Source organism: Rhodobacterales bacterium HKCCA1288, from assembly GCA_015693905.1.
In the GTDB taxonomy this organism is placed as follows: domain Bacteria; phylum Pseudomonadota; class Alphaproteobacteria; order Rhodobacterales; family Rhodobacteraceae; genus M30B80.
Genome location: CP065161.1, coordinates 229,629 through 252,624, shown reverse-complemented (window position 1 = coordinate 252,624; position 22,996 = coordinate 229,629). Strand labels below are relative to the sequence as shown.

The window sequence follows — 22,996 nt, the reverse complement described above, 5'->3', positions numbered from 1 at the left end:
CGCGTTCACGCCCTATCCTGTCACGTCTGCGACCCGATTAATAGCGAAGCATCCCCATAGGAGAAAAAACGATAGTTCTGAGTGATTGCATGGTCATAGATCGTCCGAATTTGTTCAGCCCCCATCAGGGCCGACACCAACATCATCAGGGTCGATTTGGGCAAGTGGAAATTGGTCATCAACCCATCGGTGATTTTAAAGCGATACCCGGGGTAGATGAAAATATCGGTATCCCCCTCAAAGGGGCGCATCTCGCCAGTTTCGCTTGCCGCAGTTTCAATCAAACGCAATGCTGTTGTGCCCACGGGGATAATCCGCCCGCCTGCGGCGCGGGTGGCGTTGATTTCATCCGCCGCGCTTTGCGAAACCTCACCCCATTCGGCATGCATTTTATGGGTGGTGACATCTTCCACCGTCACGGGCAGAAACGTGCCCGCACCAACGTGCAAGGTGACAAAACTGAACGTCACCCCATGGGCGCGCAAATCTGCCATCAACCCTTCGTCAAAATGCAGGCTTGCGGTTGGGGCGGCCACCGCCCCTTGGCGCTTGGCCCAAATGGTTTGGTAATCTTCCCGATCTTGGGCATCAGAGGGGCGCTTGGCCTCAATATAGGGCGGCAGGGGCATCGCACCTGCGGCGTTCAACGCCGCATCAAAATCATCCCCCCCAAGGTTGAAGCGCAGGTGCAGCCCCCCCTCAAGGCTTGCCACCTCAGCGTGAAAATCGGGGGTGAACTCCACCACCTCGCCCAAGGCGAGTTTCCGCATCGGTTTGGCAAGGGCCGACCATGTGCCATCGGCCTGTGGCTCGAGAAGGGTCACCTCAATCTTTGCGCTCACGCGGCCTTGTGCGCTGTCGCGCCACCTTTGGCCACGCAGACGGGCCGGAATGACGCGGGTGTCGTTCAGGATCAACCGATCCCCCTTGCGCAAAAATTGCGGCAGATCGCGCACAATCGCATCGGTGATCTGCCCACCTTGCGCATATAGCAGCCGCGCCGAAGAGCGCGGCTTTGCCGGACGGGTCGCAATAAGGGTTTCGGGAAGGTGAAAATCGAAATCATCAAGACGCATTGTAAACCTGACAGAAACGGGCCATCGCAAAGAAACGGGCGGATTATTGGGAATTTGTGTCAAGCTGCGGGCGCATCAAGTCGCGCAGAATGCCTGGCACAAGTATGGAGAGCGGATTGACCCGCACCTGCGGCGTATCGGGCGGGCCGTTCAGAGTAAAATTAAATCCAAACAACCCCTCATCGCGCCGTGCAAACAGCCGCCCGACAACGCCGTTGAGCGCATAAATCGGCGTCAGCACACCGCGAAAGTCCAAATTCCGCGCAGATGTATTATAGACCCCATCCATGCTGATCCCCAAAGACGGGCCAATGGCGGTGCCTTGATGCACAGTGATCTTTGACGGATCGAGCGTGAAGCGCGCATTTACCTCGCCCATATTAATCCCGTCCCCCGACAGTTGTTCAATCAATCCAATCACGGAGACGGCGTTGAGCAATTCGGCCATAACGGGCGCATCGCGCAGTCTGGGGTTGGTGATTTGCAACTGGCCCTCATAGCTGCGCGCGCCAGTCGCGCCCTGCAATTGCAGTGTCAGCGCGCCACCATAGAGGTTGCGCATGATGCCCGCGCTGCGCATGGCGGCCCCGCCATCATCAGCCTGAAGGCGAATATCAATGCCCCCGCCCTCAAGCGGGGCAATCGCGCCCTCTAGCGGAACGGCGCCGTTAAGGTTGCCGCGAAACGCCCCTGCCAACCCGCCACCGCCAGAACTGAGATCCGCGCGCAGATCGCTGAGGGCAATCGTGGCGCCAATGCGCAGCTCGTCCAAATTGACCGACAGGGGGGCGCGTGCCGTTTGCGCTTGTGCGCCGCCCTGCGGCAGGCCCCGCAAATCCAACCGCCCCGAAGCAATCCCAAGTGCAGGTGCCAGACCCTCGCCACGCGGCGTCAGCGTGCCCGTCACATCTAGCCAGTCATCAATGGTAAAGCCTTCTATGCGCAACAGCTCAAGACGGCCTTCGGGGCCGAGATCCCCCGAACCCTGTGCAGATAGGCCCGCCCCTGATAGGCGGAATGCGCGCAGGCTTGGGTTAGGCCCAAGGATCAGGGTGACGTCTAAATCCCCCGCTGCCTCTGCGGGTTTCGTCCAACCCAACGCGGCGAGGGACAGCGCAACGCCCTCAAGCGGTGATGTGAGACGCAATTCTGGGGCTGCACCGCGCCCTGCAAGATCAAGCCGCAAATCCAGTGCTGCATCGCCCTGCACCATACCATCAGGCAAAATGACACCAAAGGCCGCAAGGGTTTCAGGGCTCAAACGCGCCCGCCCTTCGACATAAGATTGCGGGGCATCACGGTTAAGATCAGGCCGAACCCAACGGCCTGTGAGGGGCCGACCTGACATTGTGGCAGCGCCAGAAATCATCACACCTGCCTCGGAGGTAATCGCCAAATCAAGCGCCTCTGCACGCAGATCGCGATTGGGAACCAGTGTATCTGAGCGCACATCTATCAGACGGCCCGTGATATCGAGGCTCATCTCACCAATGGGTTGGCGTTGCACCAAATTCAGACCGATCTGACCCGACAACTCTGCCTGACCTGTGGCCAATGTGGCAGGGTCAAGGCGCCCGTCTTCGGGAAATAGGTTGAGGGGCGGCCCTGCAAATAGGGTCAAAAGATCAGGAATTTCTCCAGACACATCCAAATCAAGGGTGGCAGCAGGGCCGCGCATTGCCACATTGGGCACGGTAAACCTGCCTTGATGCATCACGATATCTTGGCCCGTTGGCGCGCGCATCAAACCATCTTGCGCCACAATGGTCAGCCGCGCCCCCTCTAGGCGCAGTTGGCCCTGCAGATCCCGCAAAGGCGGCATATCGCGAATGGGGCTAAGCGCGAGCGCGCTAAAATCAAACCCCAAGGCCGCCTGCGCACGGGCATCTTGCGGGGCCTTACGCAGGCTCAGCATAAGGTTCTGCGCCTGCCCTTCGTGCAGATTGCGATCAATCCAGTCACGCGTTTTAGAGACAAACTCATTTGGCCAATAAATCAGGGCATCGCGCAGAACCATTTGCGCAATACTCCCATCAATCGCCAATTCCGTGCCATCAGAGCGCGCCACCCCATAGCCTGAAAGGGTCAACTCAAACGCATCTGTGCGGATCAAAATACGATCAAGATCGAGGCGCGGCTCCTCCCCCAAACTGATCCGAAATTCAGACCGCCCCTGCGAGAACAGCAAGGGCGCCTCGAACATCTCATTGGGGTTCACCAATAGATCATTAAGATCAAGCGTGGCGTCAATTCGCGTGCCATCGGGCGAAATCAGCGCATCACCCGTTGCGGTAAAATCTAGGTCGCGCGCATCAACCAACAGCTCATCCAGCGCCGCGCGCCCTGTGGCGGCCTCATACCGAAATCGCGCTGAGATCTCGCTAAAGCTTAGGGGGCGCTCTGCTCCCTCAAGGGCCAATTCCCCTGACCCCAAATCAAGGCGGGCTTCAAGATCACCAACGCCTTCGGCATCGCGCAATTTCGTGCTGAGACTGCCCGACAATGGTGCAGAGATCAGATCAAGCCACCGCAAGGCAGGCGATGCAACAGAAAGGTTATTTGCAGGTATCCCTTGAAATTGGAGGCGTAATTCAGTCTCACGCGCGGCATCGGTGCGGGTCGCCACAAAGGAAAGACGCCCCGCCTGATCTGCCGCCCCCTCCGCATGGGCCTCAAGACCTGCGGTCACCGCCAAAACCAAATCTTGGCCCTGACGGGCCAGACGCATTTGCCCGTTTTCAATAGATAAGGCCCGTCCTGTGGTGGCATCGCGCAGAGAAATCGTAATCTCGCGGCCAACCGCCTCTTGAAAATTGGCAAAACGCGGATCGGCAAACATTCTGTCAAAGGCGGCCATGGTTTGGGCCAAATCGGCGCGCGCGGCGTCTTGATTGGTTGTGAAAGCCAAATCAATACCGCCTGTTGCATCCCGTTCAAGCAAAAGACTGGCACCGCGCATTTCGGCGCGGATGGGGGATATTTGCCCCATCAGCAAGGCGCCTGCATCGAAGGCAAAGCCAAGCTGCGGAAACGCCGCACGCAGGCCAGTTTCATCGCGCACCGTGACATCGGTGATGACCAAAAGGGCTTGGCGCCCCGTCTCATCAAGGGCAATGGACATATCTGCAATGCTTAACTCATCGCGCACCATACCCGCTTGCATTTGCGCAATAATACGCGCCTGCCATGCGGTCGGCAGCGAAACGGGCCCCTGAGACAGTCGCAGGTAAAACCCACCAAGCACCGCTGAAATGGTCACAAACAGGCCCAAAACCACAGCCAAGACCCACCGCCCTCTGCGCGATTTGGCAGGCTGTGGTTTAACTTCGGACTCGGCGTTTTCTTTGGAGGTCACGGGAAGCGGTCAATCTATAATCTGTCTGGTCACGAGGTTGGTCACGGGGCTGTTTACGGGTCGGGCGCGGAACAAAGAGAGGGGCGATTTCGGATGCCGCCCTTTATCTTTGCTGTAAATCCCCTAGCTTGCAATCACACATAACAAAACCCTGCAACTGGCCCCGCGCAAATATTCGCCGCACTGGATCAAGATGTGGCGAGTTTCCGCGCAAAAGAATGAACAAAGGATGAAGCCCATGCTTGAGATCGGCAGCCCCGCCCCAGATTTCACCCTTCCCCGCGATGGCGGTGGCGAAGTGACGCTATCGGCTCAAAAGCCCAAGAAAGTGGTTCTCTATTTCTATCCCAAAGATGACACATCAGGCTGCACCAAAGAGGCGCAAGGCTTCACCGAAGCGGCAGACGCCTTTGCCGCAGCAGGCGCCGTGGTGATTGGTGTCTCCAAAGATAGCGTGGCCAAGCACGATAAATTCATCGCCAAATATGATCTTGGGGTGATCCTTGCCTCGGATGAAGCCAGCGATGTCTGCGAACGCTATGGCGCATGGGTGGAGAAATCCATGTATGGCAAAAAATACATGGGCATCGAACGCTGCACCTATCTTATTGATGGCGATGGGAAAATTTCCCAGATTTGGCGCAAGGTAAAGGTGCCAGGACATGTTGATGCCGTGCTGGACGCGGTGAAATCCTTGGGCTAATTCACCGCCCCATGAGTGACTTACAAATACCCGAGACATTGGCCGAAATGGCGGTGGCGGTTTTGACCACCGCCAATGCCAAGGAGAAATGCGCACTTTCGCGCGCTTGTGCCAAGAAATGGTTCGCTGCGCGGGCAGCAGGGACGCCCTTGCCCCTTGGCCGCGCCACACCGCCCGATCAACCCGCGCGCCCTGCACAACCCGCATTGCTTGATCCGCGCGAGGTGCCAAAGCGTAAACCTGGCACAGCCGAGGGTCGGATCGCGATTTTGCACGCGGTGGCGCATATCGAACTTAATGCGGTGGATTTACATTGGGACATTATCCCCCGCTTTGCCGAGACGCCCATGCCCATCGGGTTCTACGATGATTGGGTCGAATCGGCCGATGAAGAATCCAAGCATTTCAATCTATTGTCAGATTGCCTTGAACAAATGGGCAGTCATTATGGCGCGCTTGCCGCACATGCGGGGATGTGGCGCGCCGCCGAAGATACGGCCACCGATTTCATGGGCCGCTTGGCGGTGGTGCCGATGGTTCTCGAGGCACGCGGCCTTGATGTCACGCCCTCGATGATCGAGATTTTCAAACGCCCGCAAAATGACCCTGCCGCCAGTGCTGCGGTCGATGCGCTAAACGTGATCTATGCCGAAGAGGTGCATCACGTGGCCTATGGCAGCAAATGGTTTCATTTCCTCTGTGGCCGCGAAAACCTTGATCCAAAGGATGCGTTTCATGAACTGGTGCAGCGTTATTTCCACGGCGCATTGAAGCCGCCCTTCAACGAAGAAAAGCGCGCCGAAGCGGGCCTTCCACCCGATTTTTACTGGCCTCTCTCTGAACGCTAGGCCATCTATCGGCGAAATCTCGCCCAAATTGCGGGGATGACCTCAATTTCCCGTCTAAATGGCGCAAAAAATATTGAGCCGCCCCGCTCAATGTCCTATCCACTCCTCGCGCCCCCCAATTGGTTTGGGGACGCTGTGATGGGGTGGTGACGAGAGGCGCAGAGCAAAGCGCCCGAACGACAAAACAGGGGACTTGGCATTGAAATCGCGATTGATTGAGCGCGCAAACCACGCATTGGATCGGCATTTGCCTGAAAAACGGCTGTTTCTGAAATCCGATACAAGCACGCGCTTTGTGCGCCTGAGGCCCCTGACGCAGGCCGCAATCATTGCCACGACAGGGCTTCTGGTCACATGGACGGCGATTGTTTCAGCGGTGTTTTTCATCGATGCCATCAATGCAGGCTCTAATCGCGATCAGGTCGCGCGCGCCTCGCAGGCCTATCAAGACCGCCTCAATGCAATGTCCAGTGAACGCGACAGCCGCGCCCTTGAGGCACAAGCCGCCCGTGAACGATTTGGCGTTGCGATGGCCCAAGTCTCTGCCATGCAATCGCAGCTTCTGGCATCAGAAGAACGCCGCCGCGAGTTGGAAACCGCGGTCAACGTGATCCAAAGCACCTTGCGCCGCACCATCAGTGAACGCGATGACGCGCTTGAAGAGGTGGCACAATTGACCGCCGAGATGACCGATGAGAATGGCAGCCTGCAATCCGCCGCAAGCCGTCAACGGGATCTAGAGCAGGTTTTGGCGCTATTGACCGAGGCGCTGCAAGAAACAGCCGAAGGGCGCGATAAAACACATGATTTGATCGCCGAGGCGCGCGCGCAGATTCAAGACTTGGAATTCCAAGCTGCCCTTTCCGCCGAGCGCAATGAACGCATCTTTACTCAAATTGAAGACGCGGTCGCGATGTCGCTTGAGCCACTTGATGCGATGTTCCGTGCGGCAGGCCTGCCCACCGACAGCATTCTTGAGACGGTGCGCCGTGGCTATTCAGGCCAAGGCGGGCCTTTGACGCCAATTACCTTTTCCACCTCCAACGGCCAACCCGACCCTGTTTCGCTGCGCGCCAATGAGGTGTTGGAAGATCTCGATGCGGTGAACCTCTATCGTATTGCCGCAGAGAGCCTGCCCTTCAGCTACCCTGTGCAGGGCGCTGCGCGGCGCACCTCGGGCTATGGCTATCGCAATGATCCGATCCAAGGGGGGCGGCGGATGCATGAGGGCCAAGATTTTGCGGGCCCCGTTGGAACCCCAATTGTTGCCGCCGCAGATGGCACTGTGGTTTTCGCGGGCCGCCGCGGCGCCTATGGCAATATGATAGAAATTCGCCACGCTATGGGATATACAACACGCTACGCACATTTATCGCGTATTCGCGTGACACGGGGCGAAAGAGTGTCGCGCGGCGACAGAATTGGTGATATGGGAAATACTGGACGCTCGACCGGGTCCCATTTGCATTACGAAGTGCGCCAGAATGGCAACCCAACCAACCCGATGACCTTTATCACGGCAGGACGAAATGTTTTCTAAATCAAAAATCAACGAACCTGGACCAAAAGAAACAACAACGCCAAGCGCGGCCCCTGCCGCGCCAGCGCCAAGCGCGCCTTCGGCACCGGTGGCCTCCAGCACATCTGCTGCCCCCGCCAAGCCAAAGCCGCCTGCGTCTTTGCTGAGCTCAGATTTGGTGATTACGGGCAATCTGAAAACCTCGGGCGACATTCAAATCGAAGGCACCGTCAAGGGTGACATCCGCGCACATTCGCTGACTGTTGGTGAAAGCGCACGCATTGATGGCGAGGTTCTTGCCGATGATGTGGTCGTGAACGGCTATGTCAAAGGCCGCGTTCGTGGCTTGAAAGTGCGCCTCACCTCAAGCGCGCGAGTTGAGGGCGATATCATTCATAAGACCATCGCGATTGAATCTGGTGCGCATTTTGAAGGCACGGTTCAGCGTCAAGAAGACCCGCTGTCTAGCGGTGCGAAATCGGCCCCTGCCCCAGCCGCAAAACCTGCCGCAGCCGCCGCAGAGCCCGAAAAGAAATAAGCGCAGAAGCGATTTATTTACAATGCACCCCCGCCCGCATCCGCGCGCGGGGGTTTTTCTTTGTCATCATATTGCCTCATGCACAAAGGCGCGGCGATAAATATGCCATGAGGCATGACCCAAAACGGGCAAGACCAAAAACAACCCCAACAGCGCAGGCAGCATCGCCAAAAAGGTTAGGCTTGCAATCAGCGCCCCCCAGATCAGCATCACCTTCGGGTTGGCTTTGACCACCGCAATGCTTTTGAGCATGGCGGTGACAAAATCCACTTCCTTATCCAACAAAAGGGGCAGCGAAATCACCGTGAGGCAAAATAACACCAAAGCAAAAACCGCACCAAAGCCTGAGCCCACCAACAGCATAATCAACCCTTCGGGCTGAAGCAGATAGGCATAGCTTGAGGTCACATTCATCAGCGCAGATGGCCCCATAAACAGGGCGAACAACATATGCGCAAAGAAAGACCAAAATAGAAAATAAACGATGATCACCCATGCCATAGACGGCAATTGGCGCAATCTTTGCCGCCAGATCACGCTGAAGATATCATTGCGGCGAAAGTCCCGATCCCCCGCTTCAAGACGGCGGGAAACCTCATAAAGCCCGACCGCCAAGAAAGGCCCTATGAGGGGAAAGCCAACCGTAATCGGAATAGCCAACCACCCCATATCCAGGATCGAAAGGCTGCCATAGATCAACCAGCCCCCCACCACATAGATATGGGCAAAGAACAGGCCCATCATCGGCTTTTGGCGAAAATCGCGCCACCCTGCGCCCAATGCCGCCCAAATATCGCCCAATCCCATCTTGGCCAATGGCGGCAGGGGCGATGGCCCCTCGAGCTGCACGCGGTCGTTCATATTGCGCCCTCCCTTCTTCCGTCAGGAATAGGTTAAGCCCCCGATCCACGCGCCGCCAAGGGAAATTTGGCAGACCGCGCTATCCGTCTAGCGCATCAATCGCGGCAACATTGCTGGCGCTGCGGCCATTGGGGTCAAAACTTTGCGCCAAATAGGCCTCGGCAATAGATTTCGCCAATTCTGCCCCGATCACCCGCGCGCCCATCGTGATGATCTGCGCATTATTCGACAACGCGGCACGCTCGGCTGAATAGGTGTCATGGGTCTGTGCGGCGCGAATGCCGCGCACCTTGTTCGCGGACATGGCCACGCCAATCCCCGTGCCGCAGACCAGAATCGCGCGGTCAAACTCGCCCGTCAAAACCCGATTGGCCACAAATTCAGACAGGTTGGCGTAAAACTCTGCGCCTGCTGCATCCATATCAATCAGCGTCACCTCATGGCTGGCTTTGAGGTGATCTGCCAAAACCCGCGCCAAACCGTCACCTGCACTGTCACCTGCGATTGCCAATTTCATGATCATTCCTCCTGCGATCATAGGGATTGAATAGCGCGCGACACCCGCGCCAAAATATCAAGATAGCCCGCCACGTTCCATGCGGAGCGGCCAATAAACAGCCCGTCAATATGCGGACAGGTGATCAATTCTGCGCAATTCTCAGGATTAACCGACCCGCCATAAAGACAGGGCAAAGCGCGCCCCATCACCGCCTTCGTGACCGCGATGATCTCGGCATGGCGCGCATCAGCATAGTCAGCGGTGGCAGGCACGCCCCCCTCGCCAATCGCCCACACGGGTTCATAGGCAAATAGAATGGCACGGGCGCGATCAGTCGAGGCAATCTGCGCCAAGGCAGCCTCGGTTTGAGCGCACAAAACTTCGGTGGCGCGCCCTGCTTCGCGCTCGGCCCAAGTCTCGCCGATGCAAATAAGGGGCACAAGGCCGTGGCGCAGCGCAGCTGCAACCTTTAGCCCGACTGTCTCATCCGTCTCACCAAAATTGGCGCGCCGCTCAGAATGGCCCAATTCGACAATCTGCGCGCCGCAGTCGCGCAGCATCACGGGGGAAATTTCCCCCGTCCATGCACCTTGATCGGCCCAGTGCATATTCTGCGCCCCCACCATCACCGAGCTATCCGCGAGGTCAGCCGCAACCTCAGCCAAGGCTGTGAAAGGCGGGATCACAAAAGGCTGAATGCGCGGGTCGGCGGGGGTCTGCGCCCCCTTCAGACCTGCAACAAACGCCCGTGCCTCGGCGCGGGTTTTGTTCATCTTCCAACTGGTGCCAACCCAAAATTCGGACATTTCATATTTCCTTTGCATCAATGAAAGGCAGGTTTAGGTCTGCCCAAACAGCCCTATGGGCCTGTGGCAAATCATAAGTCACGAGTGCTGAAAACGCGTCTAGATCGGCAAGGTGATACAACGCATCGCGCCCAAATTTCGCACCTTCTGCCATCAAAATGGGGCGCGCGGCGGCCGCAATCATCGCAGCCTTTATCGCGCGCACGCCCTCATCCATGTGATAGCAGGCCCGCGCATCAATTGCGGGGCTTGAGATAAAGGCCAGATCAGCCCGCATCATTGCAATTTCGGCTTGCACCATGGGCCCCGTGGCACAGTGAAATTTGCGACTATAGCGGCCACCAAGGGTGATGAGGGTCACGCTTGCAGCCTCTTGCAGCACATGGATGGCGGCATGGTTATTGGTGATAATGGTCACGCCAAGACCGCGCAGGGCAATCTCTTCGGCCAAAAGCGCGGCGGTGCTGCCATCATTCAGCATCACACGCATGCCCGTCTCGACCCGATCAGCCGCAGCGCGGGCGATTTGGCGCTTGGCCTCGACATGGCGCAGGGCGCGATAGCGATAATCTGCCTCAAACTGCGCGCTCGCCTCTATCGAGGCCCCACCACGCAACTTGCGCAAAAGCCCCGCTGCCTCAAGATCATCTAAATCGCGGTGGATCGTCATCTTTGACACGGCAAACCGCGCAGCCAGATCATCCAGCCCTACGAATCCCGCTTCGGCCAGCCATGCCAATATCTGCTCGCGCCGCGTCTCAAGTTTCATGTGATCCCCTTTAGATACGCCTGCACGCTATCAGGGGGCGCAGTTAAATCAATATAAAAATGTGATTTTGTGATTTTTAATTGTGATGTTTGATGTGGTGGTTTACAAGCGGCCTTGCGCAAATTGCGATTTGCAGAATTTGTCGCGCAAGGTTATCGAAGCGCCAAGCAACCCATGCGCATCAGGCCTCGCCTGCCCCGCGCGAATAAGCATCAAGGAGAGCCATCCATGAAATTCTTTGTCGATACTGCCGTGGTCGATGAAATCCGTGAATTGCACGATTATGGTCTGTTGGACGGGGTCACCACGAACCCCTCGCTGATCGCAAAATCAGGCCGCGATTTCAAAGAGGTCATCGCTGAAATTTGCGCGCTGGTCGATGGGCCCGTATCCGCCGAAGTCGCCGCAACCGATTTTGCGGGCATGGTGGCCGAGGGCGAGCATTTGGCAAAAATCGCCGATAATGTCGTGATCAAGCTGCCTTTGACCTTGGATGGCCTAAAGGCCTGCCGCCATTTCACCAATAAGGGCATTAAGACCAATGTGACCTTGTGCTTCTCGGCCAATCAGGCGCTTTTGGCGGCCAAGGCAGGTGCAACCTATATCAGCCCCTTCATCGGGCGCTTGGATGACCTCAACCTTGATGGCATGGAATTGATCGCAGAAATCCGCGAGATTTACGACAATTATGGATTTGAGACTGAAATTCTGGCGGCGTCCATTCGGACGGCAAACCATGTGAAAGATGCCGCGATGGTTGGTGCAGATGTGGCGACCATTCCACCCGCAGTGATCAAGGGTCTGGCCAAGCACGTCTTGACCGATAAGGGCCTTGAGCAATTCACAAAAGATTGGGCTGCAACGGGCCAAACCATTCTTTAAGGCAGGTTCATACCGATTTTGAAAAGCGGCGGCGCCATAGGCCCGCCGCTTTTTTCATACCCGCAGATCAGACGCGCCTGTGTCGATATGGGGCGCCCAGAAAGCCACGCTTTCAGCGATATCGGCCACCACGGCCCGATCATCTGGTTCACGCTCTTTGAAACTTAACTCAAGGCAAATCTCGTTATCCACCGCCCCGCCTTCTGCAAAAGCCGCCAAAAGCGGTGCGGGCTGTATCCGCCCGACCGCATTATGTTTGGCGGTAAAGGGACGATGCCCCCCCTTATCCATCAAGGATTGCTTGATATGGATGATGGGCGAGACAGGCGGCACGGCACGCGCCCAAGAATAAGGGTCAAAATCATCGGGATTTGGCGATGTGACATCCCCGTGATCAATATCTGCCATCATGAACATAGGCACGGCCATCTTGCGCGCGGCAATCTGATCTTGCAGCGCCATCGCGTTCTCGATCGTGTCGCCAAATTCGCGACCCACGCTCATCGGTTCCCAAAAAATATGCTCAATCCCAAGGGGCTTGGCATATTCAGCCAATTCCGCCCAATGGTCGAGCGCAATCTCAATCAACGCGGCGCGGCGTGCAGGGTCATCAAAATCGCGATAGGTGAAAATGGCAAATTGCGTGCCCAAGGCCCGCCCGCCCAAATCGGCAGTGATCGCGGCAAAATGTTTGAACCAATCAAGATAGTATCGCCGCACATCCGCATCGGGATGGCCGAAATGGTTGAGCCGCCCATAAGGCCCCGTCATGCCCGAGGTCACCCGAACACCCGTTTGCTGCAAAGCCCGCCGCATCTGGCGCGTAAGCCGCGCGGTCACATGGGCAGGCCATGCAGGGTTGATGAATTCATGCGTCAATTGCAGGTCGCGGATTTTGATATCGCGCGCGACTGTGAAGATCAGATCATCCATTTCGGCAAAGCGATTGACCAAAGGATTGGTGTTCAATGACAAGGTCAGTGGCATCTCAACTCTCCCAGTCGAAGGCGGGTATCACATGGTCAAGCCGCGCGCCCAGACCCTCACAAATCTCTTGCAGATGGGCAAAATCGGCCCCCGCATGAAGCCCCGTATCGCGGACAAGCGCGGTTGAAAACCCTGCGCCCGCCCCACCCAAAACATCATGCGCGGGGCTGTCGCCGATACACAAGACCCCACGCGGCGCGATCTGGCCCAAAATTTGCCCCGCGATTTGGTAAATCTGAGGATAGGGTTTGCCGATATAGGTGACGCGTCCGCCCAATTCTTCGTATAGCGCCGCAATCCGCCCAGCCCCAAAGGCCTTGCCTTGCGGGGTCAACATTTCGAGGTCGGGATTGGTGCAATAACAGGGCACAGCGCGCTGCGCCGCAGGTGTAAGTTCGGCACGATACCACTCAAGGGCCCGCTGATCCCCTTGGCTGCCCGCAAGGATCAAGAGATCAGCCTCAGAGGCGGAAGCGACAGAGCGCAGATTGAGCCCCTCAATCGCGCTTTGATCGCCGTCACGGGCATGCAACCACACGGGCGTGGCCCCACCCCGCCGATCATCGCCCATCTCTGACAGTAGGCGATAGGCCGCCTCGCCCGAGGAGAGCACGGTTTGATAATCCCCCCGCGCGAAGCCCAAACGCGTCAGGCGCGCCTCATTGGGGGCCGCGCGTTTGCCAGAATTGGACAAAATCACAATGGGCTTGCCCGTTTTGGCCAATTCCGACAGGGTCCGAGGGGCATTTTCATAAGCGCCAGCGCCATCCAAAAGAACGCCAAATTGATCAATCAAAAAGGCATCATATTGATCGGCCAGATCGCGCAATGTGGTGAGCGTGGCCCTCATCCGCGCATCCCCTTTTGCGCTAAAATCGCCGCGCCCATCGCAGCTTCGCCCGAGAGGGGCTTGCGGGGCTGAACCCCCAATCTATTCAGGCGGATGGCCGTAAAGGCCCGATCCTGCGCCCCGCCCCCCAAAGATCGAATGGTGCTTAAGGCAGGCGCACCCAATTCGGCCAAGCGGCGATAGGCACGGCATTCAATCGCCGCAATCCCTTCGAATATCGCCTGAAGGTGCCGCCAATCCTGCGCGGGGCGCGGGCCAAGGCGTGGGGGCAGCTCTGGATCATTGATTGGGAACCGCTCGCCCTTTTGGGTCAGGGGGTAATAGTCCAGACCTGTTGGTGCGGCAGGGTCAATCTGCTGCGAGAGCTGTGCAATATCTTGGTCGGGGAATTCTTGCAAAATCACCGCCCCGCCCGTGTTCGATGCCCCCCCAGCCAGCCAAAGACCCAAAACCTTATGGCTATATATCCCGAATTCAGGCGCAAAAATGGGCTGATCTGACAGGATTTTAAGGGTCAGGGTCGTGCCAAGAACACTGACCCCATCCCCCGCTTGATCGGCCCCCGTTGCCAAATAAGAGGCGCAGCCATCTGTCGTGCCTGCAACCAGTCGGGTGTCGGGCGAAAGACCGAAATCATTCGCGCCAATGGCCCCCAAATCTGTGCCTGCATCATGGATGTTGGGCAAAAGATCGAGGGGCAAAAACCCTGCCACCCAATCAGGCCAACTGCCCGCCACAGGATCATAGCCCGTTTTCAGGGCGTTATTTGCGTCACTGGCGACAATGCCCGTCAGCTTTGCCGCGATCCAATCGGCCTGATGCAGGATGTGCAAACCCGTCACACCCTGATGCGCATGATACAAGGCAACGGCGCGGGCCAAGGCACTGGTTGCGCCCCGCGCCGCGGTTTGGGGGGGCGAAGCGGCCGCAATACGCGCGATCAAACCTTGATCGCTACTAGGGTCATTATACATGACCCCATCCCCCAGAGGCGTCAGCGCGCGGTCACAGGCCAGCATTGTGCCAGATGTGCCATCCACAGCCACAGCGCGGATATTTTTCACAGGGCAGTCCGCCAAGGCCCGCTGCAAGGCCGTTTGCGCCGCAGCCCACCACACCATCGGGTCACGATGATTGGCCCCATGATCCGACATGGCGGATTTTGCACTGGCCACAACCGTGCCTCTATCGGACATCACAAGCGCCCGCGCGCCCGATGTGCCGATATCAAGGCCAAGGTAAAGATCAGGCATTCAACGCTTGCCGATATTTTTCGGCATCCCAATCCAATAGTTCCATATTCTGCGCCGCACTCAAATAATGCAGGCGGGCATCAGGGGCGGTGCGGCCCAGAACATCGCCCAAACATTGCGCCAAGGCGCGCGCGCCTGCGCTTGCATCAGCCCGAAGGGCCGCGCCCTGCCCTTGGATCAAAATCGCGGGGGGCGTGTCGGGGTCAGTTGGGTCTGGCAAATCCGCGACAGAGGGAACCGCACGAATTGCAACACCGCAAAAAATCACATGGTCAGGATAAAGGCTGCCTGCACTGGCCATTGCCGTTAACTCCGCCGATTTGCCAAGGCGGATCAAACTGTCTGGTGCGGGCTGCCACCCTTTGGGCAGATCAGGCATCTCCGTGGGCCCCGTCAACGGGGCCTGTTTCGGGCGCAACGCCTCATGCACAGCCGCCAACAGCGAGGCAACCTCGCCCACAGTTTCTGCGGCCACGATCAAGCCGTGATTGCCCAAGACAATCACATCGACCTCGCCACTGCCCACAAGCCCCGCAACCTGCGCGGCCAAATTCGCGCCAGGCTTTGCATAGGGCACATAGCCCCAAGAAAAATGGTCAAGCGCTGTGCCAATAGCCGCCAAAGGGTCGGCTTGGATCGCCATGCACAGCGTATGCACGCAATGCACATGCACAACCACAGGCTGCGGAAACACCGCATGAAGCGAGGTTTCAATCGAAGGCCGCAGCCCCCCCTCTTGCAACAAAAACTCCTGCGGTTGATCGGCAATCGCGCTTTGCGCGGCAAGGGCGGCCCGCATCTTGGGTAGATCACAGGGCACGAAAATATCGCGCCGCATCGCGTCCGCCAAAACCGTGCCCGAGGCCTTGATCCACATGACATCGCCTGATTTGACAGAACTATTGCCACCCGCAGCCTGTATCAGCAAAGGATCGGCCCCGATTTTGGCAGAATATTCCGCCAAAGCCGCCAGATCAGCGGGGCGCGCAGGCGCGCTCATGCGGATTTCTCCAACATATCATCAAACCATGCCTGCAAATCGGTCATTTGTGTATCGGTCATATTGAGATGCTCTTTGGTGCGCCGCTTCAGCACATCCTCGGCACTCAGCGCCCATTCATGGTCGCGCAAATATTTCACCTCAACCTCATAGAGGCGCGGGCCGAATTTCCGCCCCAGATCGGCGAGGCTGTTGGTTCCATGCAAAAAGCGATGCATCCGCGTGCCGTAAAGCCGCGCCCAATGGTGGCACAATTCAAATGGCAAAAACGGATAAGCCGCGCTGACCTCTTGCAAAAAGCCCTCAAAATCGGCGCGAGCCATATCCCCCCCAGGCAGCGGCGCTGTCGCCGTCCAATCGCCGCCCATATGCGGGAAAATCTCGCGCAGATTATGCATCGCATGTTCAGATAATTTGCGGAAAGTGGTGATCTTGCCACCAAACACGTTCAGCATCGGAACTTGGGCGGTTTTATCAAGATCAAACACATAATCCCGCGTCACCGCAGAAGGGTTGCCATTGCCATCATCATAGAGGGGCCGCACACCTGAAAAATGTTCAATCACATCCTCACGGGTCAACGCGCGCTTGAAATAGCGGTTCACTGCAGCGAGCAAATAGGTGATTTCATCTTCATCCGCCTCGACCCGTTCAGGCGCACCCTCATAGGGAATGTCCGTTGTGCCAATCAGCGCCTTATCCCCCTCATAGGGGTTGATGAAAATCACGCGTTTGTCGTGGTTTTGCACCAGATAGGCTTGTGACCCCTCCCAAAATTTTGGGGTGATGATATGGCTGCCTTTGACCAAGCGCACCGCGCGGCGGCTGTTGCTGCCTGCAACGCGGCCAATGATGTCATTCACCCACGGCCCGCCTGCATTCACCAAGGCGCGGGCGCGAAACTGACGTTTTTCGCCTGTGCGCCCATCTTGCACCTCAATCTGCCACATCCCATCCACGCGCCGCGCTGAGGTGCAGGCGCTGCGGGTGAGAACCTTGGCCCCATGTTCGGCGGCATCAAGGGCATTCAAGACCACAAGCCGCGCATCATCGACCCAGCAATCAGAGTATTCAAAGCCTTTTTTATAGCTGTCTTTCAGCGCCCGCCCTTCGGGGGCCGTGGCAAGGTTCAAAACCCGCGTGGGCGGCAATTTCTTGCGCCCACCCAAATGGTCATAAAGAAACAGACCCAACCGCACCAACCATGCAGGCCGATCATCGCGCGAATGCGGCAAGACAAACCGCATCGGCCAAATGATATGGGCGGCTGAGTTCAACAAAACTTCGCGTTCAATCAATGCCTCGCGCACAAGGCGGAATTCGTAATATTCCAAATAGCGCAAACCACCATGAACAAGCTTGCCAGAACGTGAGGACGTGCCTTGCGCCAGATCATCTTTTTCCGCCAAGACCACAGACAGGCCACGCCCTGCCGCATCGCGCGCAATGCCTGCGCCGTTGATGCCGCCGCCAATGACAAACAGATCAACCGTTTGCGTCATGATGCACCGTCCCCTTTCGACTGCACGCCATAGCTTTCAAAGCCGCGCGCAGTGTCTTCAATCTCTGCCGCACTCAAGACATGCCCCCCGCCAATGGCGAGAAGGTGATAATATTGATGCGCAAGGCTTTCTAATTCCCCCGCCAACCATAAGGCCCGCGTCAGGTCAGCCCCTCCAACGATCATGCCGTGATTGGCCATAAGGCAGCCCTTGCTGCCGCCCTGCACTGGGCCAAGCGCCTTGATGATCTGTTGAGATAGCTTCTGTGTGCCATAGCGCGCATAGCCCGCCACGGGAATTTCCACAGTGCCGAAGGCCGCGATCATATAGTGAATGGCAGGGATCGGGCGGCGCGCATCAGCCAAAATCGTGCAATAGGGCGCGTGGGTATGCACGACCGCCCCCATATCGGGGCGCGCGCGCAAAATATCGCGGTGAAAGCGCCATTCGGACGAAGGGGCCTTTGGCCCTTGCCATGCGCCTGTTTCATCCGCCAAATCCATGACCGCAATCATATCGGGTATCAGCGCATCATAGGGAATGGCCGAAGGTGTGATCAGCATCGCATCACCATAGCGCACCGAAATGTTTCCCGAAGCGCCACGGTTTAGTCCCATCGCCTCTAGCTTGTGACAAGCGGCGACAATATCAGCGCGAAGCTGCTTTTCTGATGCAGGGCCACTCATGCGCAAGGGTTCCGTGCTGGCTCGCCCGCCAAATAGCGGCGCACCTCTTCTGCGGCTTGTTCGGCGGCATAGGTGACGGTGCGCACAGACGCGCCCGCAATATGGGGGGTGATTGTAACATTGGGCAATTGCAGCAGCGGCCAATCCACTGGCACAGGTTCAACCGCAAAGGTCTCTAACATCGCGCCTGCAATCTCGCCCGTGGTGAGGGCGGCGTAAAGGTCGTCATAATCACACATCGGCCCGCGCGCCGTGTTCACGAAAATCGCGTCAGGCTTCATTTTGGTGAAGGCATGCTTGTTCATCATCCCCCGCGTTTCATCAGTGACGCGGCTGTGCAAGGTGACCACATCCGACTGCGCCAAAAGCGTGTCGAAATCGACATGGCTGACCCCCTCATCGCGCGCATCCTCGGGGCTGAGTTGCACATAGGGGTCGCACACCAAAACGCGGGTTCCAAAGGCGCGCAACAGGCGCACGACCTTGGTGCCAATCGCCCCATAGCCGATGACACCCACAGTCATCTCTGACAATTCGCGCCCCGTCACATCGGCACGGTAGAGATCCCCGCGCCAAGTGCCTGCGCGCAGCGCCTCATGCCCTGCACGAATGCGGCGGGTTTCCGACAGGATCGCCCCAAGCGTGAATTCCGCCACCGCCGAAGAATTACGGCCAGGCGTGTTCACAACCAAGACGCCGTGATCCTTGGCCGCCTTCATATCAATATTCACAGGGCCACCGCGCGAGACGGCAATCATCTTGAGATGGGGAAGGCGCTCGAACATGCCGCGCGACATGGGCGCTAATTGCGTGATCAAAATCTCTGCATCCCCAACAAATTCAACCACATCGTCAGCCGTGCCAAAATATTCTTTCAGGCCATCCATGCCCGCCACCGCATAGCCATGTTCCATCGGCTCATCGGGCCATGCATCTTGGCGAGTGCGGATCTCTAGATCCTTGCCTGCGCAGGCCAATGTCACGGCATCCTCAAAGGCTGAAGGCAACATGAACAGGTCACCGATAATCGCAATTTTGGTTGTCATTTTTATTATTCTCCTTGTTGCGATTGAGTTTCAGAGAGGGCCGCCCACGCCACAGGCGCGGCTTCACGCAGCGCACGATAGGACGGGAACAGTGCCGAATAGCGCGCTGTGAGGGCGGCATCTGGGGCCTCAATCGGGCCAAGCGCAGGTTCTACCCAATCGCGCAGACAGGCATCCATATCAGGATAGACACCAATGGCGCAGGCGGCCATCATCGCGGCCCCTGCCGCACCCGCCTCTTCGCGGGTCGAACTGCGCAGCTTGGTGCCAATCGCGGCGGCCATAATTTTGCGCAGCGCACCCGAGCGCGCCGCCCCCCCCGTGAGGCGAACCTCATCGGGCACAGCCCCCATGGTGCTATAGCAATCGCGCGCCGAATATCCCAAACCCTCTATCACCGCGCGGATGAGATCGGCAAAGCTGTGATTGCTGGCCAACCCCGTAAAGGCTGCGCGCGCGCGCGCATCAACAAAGGGGCCGCGCTCACCTGCTTCGGAAATATAAGGATGATACAGAATCTGGCCCGCACGGGTGGCCGATAGCCAATCATCGATACGGGCCACCATCTCTTTGTGGCTCACCTCATGGCCAAACTCAGCCATCAGTTTCGCGCCCAATTTCAGCGCCCAATCAATATTCAATGTCGCGGCCATATTCGATTGGATTTGCGCAACCATTCCCGAAACGGGCAAAACCATGACATAGCCTGTGCGCCCCTCATTCAGGACAACATCCGCCTCTGCCGTGGCGCGCATATGCATGCCTGTTGAGCCAAGGATGGTGCAACCCGATGGGGCGTTTGGCGTGTAAATCCCCGCCCCCAAAGCGGTGCAAACCACATCGACATAGCCAAGGGAAACGGGCGTTCCCGCGCGCAGGCCCGTTTGGCTTGCGGCATCGGCACTTAAAGGATGCGTCTGCCGCACCCCATCGACCACGGGGGGCAAAAGATGCGCGCGATGGGTCAATCCCAAAGCCGCAATCACATCCGCCTCATAGCCGCGCGATTTATAGCTGCCGAAGGTAAAGCTTGTCTCGGACGGATCACTGGCGCGTATGCCTGTCAGCTGAAGATAAAGCCAGTCCTTACAATGCAGCGAGACTTCGGCAGCATCCAACCACTCAGGATGGTGCTGATCCATATGGGCCATTTGCGTGCCCATCTGACAGGTGTTGAGACCCGTCCCCGTTTTGGCAAACCGCGATATGTCCGCGGCGCTGGCGCGCAGGCGATCCACGGTTTTCGCAGCCCGCGCATCGAGCCAAAGCCAAGCATCAGTGACTGGCTTGCCCCCTGCCCCCACCAACCATGTGCCGTCCCCCTGTCCCGTGACGGCAATCGCAGCAACCCGCGCCCCTAGGTTTTCGATTTTTTCGCCCAAATCCCGCAGCGTTTGCGCACAGCCCGCCCATGTATCCGCCAAGGACTGGCTCGCCGCCCCGCTTGCGTCAGAGTGGTAGACATTCGGAACCGATGCCATGGCGATCTGCTGTCCGCCAAGGCTAAAGGCCACCGATTTGATCACCGATGTGCCTGCATCAATTCCAATCAGAATGTCTGCCCCTGATGCGCTCATGCCATTTGCGTCCCGTGGCTGATTGCGGCCCCGCTTGCAGGGTCGAAGAAATGCAAATCTTCGGGCTTCAGTTCAACGCTAATGGTGTCACCCATCGAAATATCGGCGCGATCATGTTCGACCAAGACCACCGTGCTTCCTGCAAAGGCCGCGGCGATATGGGTTTGATCCCCCAACCATTGATTGGCCACAACCTGCGCGGCAGCCCCACTCTTGCCCTTGGCGCGGCGCACGGCATAGGGGCGCACCCCGATGACCACATCACCGCGCGACAACAGCGCCGCGCGCAGATCAGGCGCGAATTGATCGGCGTTATAGGTCAGCTCCACCCCTGCATCGAGGCGGAATTGAATATCGCCTGACACTTCGGACGCACGGGCGGGAAACACATTCATTGGCGGCTCGCCCACGAATGTGCCCGTGAACAGATTGGCAGGGGCCAGTTTGATTTCATCGGGGCTTGCGAATTGCTGCAAAACGCCCCCTTCCATCACCGCGATGCGATCTGCCATGGCATTGGCCTCGGTCTGGTCATGGGTCACAAGGATCGCGGTTAGACCACGCTCCTTGATGTAATATTTGATCCGCCCGCGCAAAAGCGTGCGCAATTGCGGCTCAAGCTGGCCCATGGGTTCATCCAAAAGATAGAGATCAGCATCGCGCACCAAGGCGCGTGCCAAAGAGGCGCGCTGCTGCTGGCCGCCAGAAATGGACGCGGGAAATTTGTCGAGGATGGATGTGATTTCCAACATCTCGGCCACTTCATTGACCTTGGCATCCACCTGCGCATCGCTTTCACGCTGCGCCTTTAGGGCAAAAGCAATATTCTCGCGCACCGTCACTGTGGGATAAAGCGAATACCCCTCAAAGGCCATGGCCACATTGCGGCGCACAGGAGGCAGATTTTGCACCTCACGCCCCGCGATTAGGATTTTGCCACGGCTGGTTTCTTCAAACCCTGCAACCATCCGCAAGGTCGAGGTTTTACCGCAGCCAGACGAACCCAAAAGGGCGATAATCTCGCCTTTTTCGATATCCATATTGATATCACGCACGGCATGAACGCCTTTGCCAATCGGGCCGTAAAATTTATCAACGCCCTGAAGCTTGAGTTGCGCTGTCATCAGGCCGCTCCTTTTTTCTTGTTTTGTGCCGAAGATTGCGCAATGCGCGTGCCGCTTTTGCGATCAAACAAATAAATCTGTGATGTATCGGCGGCAATATAGGCCTCGCCACTGCTCGGTGCGATTTGACCTGCAGGACGCGAGATCATGATCTCACGGCCATTCTTCGTAAGCGCCAAGGTCACTGTTTTCTCGTTCAACGGCGCCTCTGTTTCAATGGTCACAGGAATTGCGCCCTTGGTGCCTTTGCTGACAAAACGCAGGCTTTCGGGGCGAATGCCGATCACACAGTCCTGCCCGACAGCATCGGCATAGCCCGCATCCAGACTAAGCGGCTGACCCGAAAGCGAGACAACAACACCCGCACCATCCGCCTCAGGGGTCACATCCAGCAGATTGATCACAGGGTCGCCAAAAAGACGCGCAATATCAATATTTGCGGGATTGAGATAAATATCCTGCGGCGTGCCAATTTGTTGAATGCCGCGGCCACTCATCACCGCAATGCGATCGCCAAGCGCCATCGCCTCTTTATAATCTTGGGTCACATAGATCACTGTGGCCTGCTGATCTTTCAGCAAGCGCGGCAATTCCAGACGCATCTCAAAGCGCAACTTGGCATCCACATTGCGCAGCGGATCATCGAGCAACAAGATTGATGGCGCGCCCGCAAGTGCGCGGGCCAAGGCCGTGCGCTGCTTTTGCCCGTTCGACAATTCCTTGGGCTTGTGATGCAAAACGTGGTCGATCTTCAACATCTTAGCGACTTTTCCGACCGTGTCAGAAATTGCGCCCTGCCCCATGCGCCGCGCGGTCAAAGGGGCCGCGATATTGGCACTGGCATCCATATGGGGAAACAGCGCAAAGTTTTGAAACGCCATCCCGATCCCGCGATCTTCGGGTTCGACCCCGTCCATATCTTGGCCATGAATGGAAATCTGCCCTGCATCGGGTTCGATCACCCCCGCAATCAGACGCAACAAAACGGTTTTCCCTGCGCCAGATGGCCCGAACAACACAAGCGTCTCGCCCGTGTCCACGCTGAGACTGACATCATCGAGAACGGTCTCAGTCTTGAAGCGTTTGACGATATTATTGAGAACCAAACTCATGTT

The 22,996-nt window shown here is 57.5% G+C and carries 21 protein-coding genes; 5 read left to right on the top strand and 16 right to left on the bottom strand.

Annotation, left to right across the window (positions count from 1 at the left end; genetic code table 11):
• Positions 1-20: 20 nt before the first annotated feature.
• Positions 21-1,076, bottom strand: coding sequence for a tRNA preQ1(34) S-adenosylmethionine ribosyltransferase-isomerase QueA (queA, locus tag I3V23_01225; protein ID QPI85666.1), 1,056 nt, complete (start codon positions 1,074-1,076; stop codon positions 21-23).
• Positions 1,077-1,119: 43 nt separating this feature from the next.
• Entirely contained in the window at positions 1,120-4,431 is a 3,312-nt protein-coding gene (locus tag I3V23_01220; GenBank protein ID QPI85665.1) for a hypothetical protein, read from the bottom strand.
• Positions 4,432-4,669: 238 nt separating this feature from the next.
• On the opposite strand from I3V23_01220, the gene I3V23_01215 reads away from it, so the two are divergent.
• From I3V23_01215 to I3V23_01200, 4 genes are all read left to right on the top strand, one after another.
• Positions 4,670-5,134, top strand: coding sequence for a peroxiredoxin (locus tag I3V23_01215; protein QPI85664.1), 465 nt, complete (start codon positions 4,670-4,672; stop codon positions 5,132-5,134).
• Between the two features lie 47 nt (positions 5,135-5,181).
• The gene (locus I3V23_01210) at positions 5,182-5,982 is read left to right on the top strand and encodes a ferritin-like domain-containing protein (GenBank protein ID QPI86621.1); all 801 of its coding nucleotides are present in this window, start codon (positions 5,182-5,184) and stop codon (positions 5,980-5,982) included.
• A 199-nt stretch (positions 5,983-6,181) separates the two neighbouring features.
• Positions 6,182-7,522, top strand: a complete 1,341-nt coding sequence (locus tag I3V23_01205; GenBank protein ID QPI85663.1) for a peptidoglycan DD-metalloendopeptidase family protein — start codon at positions 6,182-6,184, stop codon at positions 7,520-7,522.
• A complete protein-coding gene (locus I3V23_01200; protein ID QPI85662.1) occupies positions 7,512-8,039 on the top strand; it encodes a polymer-forming cytoskeletal protein in 528 nt (175 codons plus the stop codon). Before I3V23_01205 ends, I3V23_01200 begins: the two co-directional genes overlap by 11 nt.
• A gap of 66 nt (positions 8,040-8,105) precedes the next feature.
• Here I3V23_01200 and I3V23_01195 read toward each other — a convergent pair whose 3' ends face one another.
• From I3V23_01195 to I3V23_01180, 4 genes are all read right to left on the bottom strand, one after another.
• Positions 8,106-8,900, bottom strand: coding sequence for a DUF2189 domain-containing protein (locus tag I3V23_01195; GenBank protein QPI85661.1), 795 nt, complete (start codon positions 8,898-8,900; stop codon positions 8,106-8,108).
• A 79-nt stretch (positions 8,901-8,979) separates the two neighbouring features.
• Entirely contained in the window at positions 8,980-9,417 is a 438-nt protein-coding gene (locus tag I3V23_01190; GenBank protein ID QPI85660.1) for an RpiB/LacA/LacB family sugar-phosphate isomerase, read from the bottom strand.
• Between the two features lie 17 nt (positions 9,418-9,434).
• Positions 9,435-10,205, bottom strand: coding sequence for a triose-phosphate isomerase (locus tag I3V23_01185; GenBank protein QPI85659.1), 771 nt, complete (start codon positions 10,203-10,205; stop codon positions 9,435-9,437).
• A gap of 1 nt (position 10,206) precedes the next feature.
• Complete coding sequence (locus I3V23_01180; GenBank protein ID QPI85658.1) at positions 10,207-10,974, bottom strand: DeoR/GlpR transcriptional regulator; 768 nt, start codon at positions 10,972-10,974, stop codon at positions 10,207-10,209.
• 228 nt (positions 10,975-11,202) lie between these two features.
• On the opposite strand from I3V23_01180, the gene fsa reads away from it, so the two are divergent.
• Positions 11,203-11,856 carry a fructose-6-phosphate aldolase gene (gene fsa, locus I3V23_01175; protein ID QPI85657.1) on the top strand — a complete coding sequence of 218 codons (654 nt, stop codon included), beginning with the start codon at positions 11,203-11,205 and terminating at the stop codon, positions 11,854-11,856.
• 54 nt (positions 11,857-11,910) lie between these two features.
• On the opposite strand, the gene I3V23_01170 is transcribed toward fsa, so the two are convergent.
• Genes I3V23_01170 through I3V23_01125 form a run of 10 tightly spaced genes read right to left on the bottom strand, consistent with a single transcriptional unit; the run spans position 11,911 to position 22,993 of the window.
• Entirely contained in the window at positions 11,911-12,843 is a 933-nt protein-coding gene (locus I3V23_01170; GenBank protein ID QPI85656.1) for a TIM barrel protein, read from the bottom strand.
• A 1-nt stretch (position 12,844) separates the two neighbouring features.
• A complete protein-coding gene (locus tag I3V23_01165) occupies positions 12,845-13,693 on the bottom strand; it encodes a TIGR01459 family HAD-type hydrolase (protein QPI85655.1) in 849 nt (282 codons plus the stop codon).
• Complete coding sequence (locus I3V23_01160; GenBank protein ID QPI85654.1) at positions 13,690-14,946, bottom strand: FGGY-family carbohydrate kinase; 1,257 nt, start codon at positions 14,944-14,946, stop codon at positions 13,690-13,692. Before I3V23_01160 ends, I3V23_01165 begins: the two co-directional genes overlap by 4 nt.
• Positions 14,939-15,946, bottom strand: a complete 1,008-nt coding sequence (locus I3V23_01155; protein ID QPI85653.1) for a class II aldolase — start codon at positions 15,944-15,946, stop codon at positions 14,939-14,941. Before I3V23_01155 ends, I3V23_01160 begins: the two co-directional genes overlap by 8 nt.
• On the bottom strand, positions 15,943-17,448 hold the full coding sequence (locus I3V23_01150; protein QPI85652.1) for a glycerol-3-phosphate dehydrogenase: 1,506 nt from the start codon (positions 17,446-17,448) through the stop codon (positions 15,943-15,945). The genes I3V23_01155 and I3V23_01150 overlap by 4 nt, the downstream gene beginning before the upstream one ends.
• Positions 17,445-18,134: a class II aldolase/adducin family protein gene (locus I3V23_01145; protein QPI85651.1), complete on the bottom strand. Its 690-nt coding sequence runs from the start codon at positions 18,132-18,134 to the stop codon at positions 17,445-17,447. The genes I3V23_01150 and I3V23_01145 overlap by 4 nt, the downstream gene beginning before the upstream one ends.
• Positions 18,131-19,180, bottom strand: a complete 1,050-nt coding sequence (locus I3V23_01140; GenBank protein QPI85650.1) for a 2-hydroxyacid dehydrogenase — start codon at positions 19,178-19,180, stop codon at positions 18,131-18,133. Before I3V23_01140 ends, I3V23_01145 begins: the two co-directional genes overlap by 4 nt.
• A gap of 5 nt (positions 19,181-19,185) precedes the next feature.
• Positions 19,186-20,757: a carbohydrate kinase gene (locus I3V23_01135; GenBank protein ID QPI85649.1), complete on the bottom strand. Its 1,572-nt coding sequence runs from the start codon at positions 20,755-20,757 to the stop codon at positions 19,186-19,188.
• The gene (locus I3V23_01130; GenBank protein ID QPI85648.1) at positions 20,754-21,881 is read right to left on the bottom strand and encodes an ABC transporter ATP-binding protein; all 1,128 of its coding nucleotides are present in this window, start codon (positions 21,879-21,881) and stop codon (positions 20,754-20,756) included. The genes I3V23_01135 and I3V23_01130 overlap by 4 nt, the downstream gene beginning before the upstream one ends.
• Positions 21,881-22,993, bottom strand: coding sequence for an ABC transporter ATP-binding protein (locus I3V23_01125; GenBank protein ID QPI85647.1), 1,113 nt, complete (start codon positions 22,991-22,993; stop codon positions 21,881-21,883). Before I3V23_01125 ends, I3V23_01130 begins: the two co-directional genes overlap by 1 nt.
• Positions 22,994-22,996 lie beyond the last annotated feature (3 nt).